The organism is Aeromonas sp. R1-1 (genome assembly GCF_040908495.1).
Lineage (GTDB): Bacteria > Pseudomonadota > Gammaproteobacteria > Enterobacterales > Aeromonadaceae > Aeromonas > Aeromonas veronii.
Genome location: NZ_JBFODV010000015.1, coordinates 1 through 2,802 on the forward strand (window position 1 = coordinate 1; position 2,802 = coordinate 2,802).

Consider the following 2,802-nt stretch of genomic DNA (forward strand, 5'->3'; position numbering starts at 1 on the left):
GCTCGATGTGACCGTGGTGCGCCGCGACGCCATGCTGGCCACCTTCTCCACCATTCTCTCGACTCTCACCCTGGCCGTTGCCGGCATCGGCGCCATCAGCCTGCTGGTCTCCGGCATCATGATGATGAATCTGGCGCTGATCAGCTCCCGCCAGCGCACCGGCGAGATCGGCCTGCTCAAGGCGCTGGGGGCAGACAGTCGCCAGATTCGCCAGCTGTTTTTGTGGGAGGCGCTGTTGCTGAGCGGCAGTGGCGCGCTGTTTGGCACTGTGTTGGGCTATGCGCTTGTTGCCCTCGCCGGAGTAATTTGGCCCGGATTTCCGGCGGCTGTCCCTCTGCTCGCTACTTTCTGCACCATACCGGCGGCCCTGCTGACCGGGCTGTTTTTTAGCTGGCTGCCCGCCTCCCGGGCGGCACGGCAAGATCCGGTCAGCAGCCTGCGCAGCGGGCAGTGGAGCGGTGGCTGATGCGTGCCGCTGATCTGCTGTTCTGGCTATGGCGCGCTTTGTTGGCGGGGCGCAGTCGTAGCCTGCTGTCGGCGCTCGGCATTGCCATCGGGATCGCCTCGGTGACCCTGCTCACCGGCATCGGCGAGGGGCTCAGGCTCTATCTGCTCGACAGCTTCTCCCAATTTGGCACCCGGCTGATCGCCGTGACCCCGGGCAAGACCGAAACCGCAGGCGGCCCGCCCGGCATCCTCTCCAGCAGTCGTCCCCTGCTGCTGGAGGACGCCGATGCCCTCGCCAAATTGCCGGGTATCGAGGCGGCGCTCCCTGTGGTGCAGGGGCAAGGGGAGGTGCGCAGCCGCGGGCTCACCCGCAGCACCGCCATTCTGGGCACAGGTCCGGCTGCGCTCTCAGGCTGGCGGCTCACCCTGGTGCAGGGGCGTTTTCTGCCTGCGGATTACAGTGCCATGCCCCGCGCCTATGCGGTGCTGGGGGCCAAGGTGGCGGCTGAGCTGTTTCCCGGTGGCGATGCGCCGGGCAGTCTGCTACGCGCTGGTGATCGCCGTTTTCGGGTGGCCGGGGTGCTGGCCCCCAAGGGGCAATTTCTCGGCTTTGATCTGGACGACATGATCTATCTGCCCGCCGCTCACGCCCAGGCGCTGTTCAACAAGGAGGGGCTGCAGGAGATCGACGTCATCTATCGCGCCGGGCAGACGGAGGCTGACATCACAGCCCAGATCCGGCGGGTGCTGATCGCCCGCCACGGCGCCGAGGATTTTACCCTAACCTCCCAGCAGGATATGCTGACCAGCCTCGACAAGATACTCTCCATCATCAAGCTGGCGGTTGGCGGGCTCGGCATTATCTCGCTGCTGATCGGGGCGGTCGGCATCTTCAGCATCATGAGCATCGCCCAGCAGGAGCGGATCCCTGAAGTGGGCTTGCTGATGGCGCTGGGTTGCCCACGGCGGCGCATTCTATTGCTGTTCCTGCTCGAAGCCGTGGTGCTGGCGCTGCTGGGCGGGGCCATGGGGCTGGCCCTGCTCGGCGGGCTAAAACTGCTGCTCACCCTGCTGGCGGCCGGCTTGCCGCTCACCCTCCATCCTCTCTATCTGCTGTTGGCGCTTGGTTGCAGCGCCCTGGTTGGCCTATTGGCCGGGGTCGCTCCTGCGCTGCGGGCAGTGCGTCTCGACCCCGTGGTTGCCCTGCGCGGTGACTAGGTCGCCCCTTTCGCAAGAGGCGCGTTACGCTCGGGTCTGAACAGGGGGAAGTAGCGGCGATCAGCCTGACTCATGTGGCCGACCACCAGCTCCTGAATGATGAAGTTGAGCAGCTCGTCGTTGCCCAGTGTTCCCGCTTTGGCGGCGTGCAGCAGTTGGCTTGCTTTGTTGAGCAGGCGCTGGTGATCCTGACGGTGGCTGACGAGTTCCTCATAGTCGATCTCCGCCAGCATCTGCTCTTCAAAGGCGAAGTGGTGGCGGGCCATGTCGAACAGGCTCTCCAGACTCTCCAGAAACGGGGCCGGATCCTCGTGCTGATCTTTCATCCGCTCCAGAAGCCGGTTGGTCAATACGAAGAGCTGGCGATGCTCGGCATCGATGCGCGGGTGACCGCACTCGTGGCCGGGTTGCCACAGCAGTGCCCCCTGCCCGGGATCAAGGCCCTCGGTAAAGAGGCAGACCCGGCCGCGGCCGCGATTCTTCGCCTGATACATGGCCTGATCGGCGTGGTGCATCAGGGTTTTGGCATCCTCCCCGTGCTCGGGATAGAGCGCCAGCCCGATACTGCTGGAGATAAGCAGCTCCTGCCCCTCCAGCTGGAACGGATGGCGCAGCTGCTGGTGCAGCTTGTCGGCCACCGCCAGCACTTCGTCGCCACTTTCCGGCAGCAAGATAACGAACTCGTCGCCCCCCAGCCGTGCCACCAGATCCTGTTTGCGCACGCAGTGGCTCATCCGCTCGGCCACCATATTGAGCAGAATATCCCCGGTCTCATGGCCGAAGGTGTCGTTGATCGGTTTGAAGTGATCGAGATCGATAAACATCAGCGCCAGCGGACGGGGCGTCTCCTGCTCCATCAGCTCCTTGAGCCGTTGCTGCAGCAAGCGGCGATTGGGCAGCCCGGTGAGGGGGTCGTAGAAGGCGAGGCGGCGCATCATCTCCTCTCGCGCTGCCCGCTCGGTGATATCCCGGGTGACCCCGAGGATCGCCTCCGGCTGGGCGTTGTGGTTGCCATGGAGGGTGGTGATGGTCTCGGTCGCCACCAGATGGCCATCCTTGTGGCGCAACTGGGTGCGAATGACCCGGCGGGTCTGGTCATGCTCTCCCCGCTGCCATGCCTCCAGAGTGGCGGAGATC

The 2,802-nt window shown here is 64.9% G+C and carries 3 protein-coding genes; 2 read left to right on the forward strand and 1 reads right to left on the reverse strand.

Annotation, left to right across the window (positions count from 1 at the left end; genetic code table 11):
• Both AB5Y92_RS00590 and AB5Y92_RS00595 read left to right on the forward strand, forming a co-directional pair.
• The coding region (locus AB5Y92_RS00590; RefSeq protein WP_368225133.1) for an ABC transporter permease at positions 1-466 on the forward strand (466 nt) is incomplete at its 5' end.
• On the forward strand, positions 466-1,665 hold the full coding sequence (locus tag AB5Y92_RS00595) for an ABC transporter permease (protein WP_368225135.1): 1,200 nt from the start codon (positions 466-468) through the stop codon (positions 1,663-1,665). The genes AB5Y92_RS00590 and AB5Y92_RS00595, both read left to right, overlap by 1 nt.
• Here AB5Y92_RS00595 and AB5Y92_RS00600 read toward each other — a convergent pair.
• Positions 1,662-2,802 (reverse strand): diguanylate cyclase (locus tag AB5Y92_RS00600; protein WP_368225137.1); only part of this gene is annotated, 1,141 nt, incomplete at its 5' end. The two genes, AB5Y92_RS00595 and AB5Y92_RS00600, sit on opposite strands and share 4 nt — an antisense overlap.

Excerpts from the sequence above, each read along its gene's own strand:
- AB5Y92_RS00595 (WP_368225135.1), top strand. The coding sequence starts at position 466 with ATGCGTGCCGCTGATCTGCTGTTCTGGCTATGGCGCGCTTTGTTGGCG.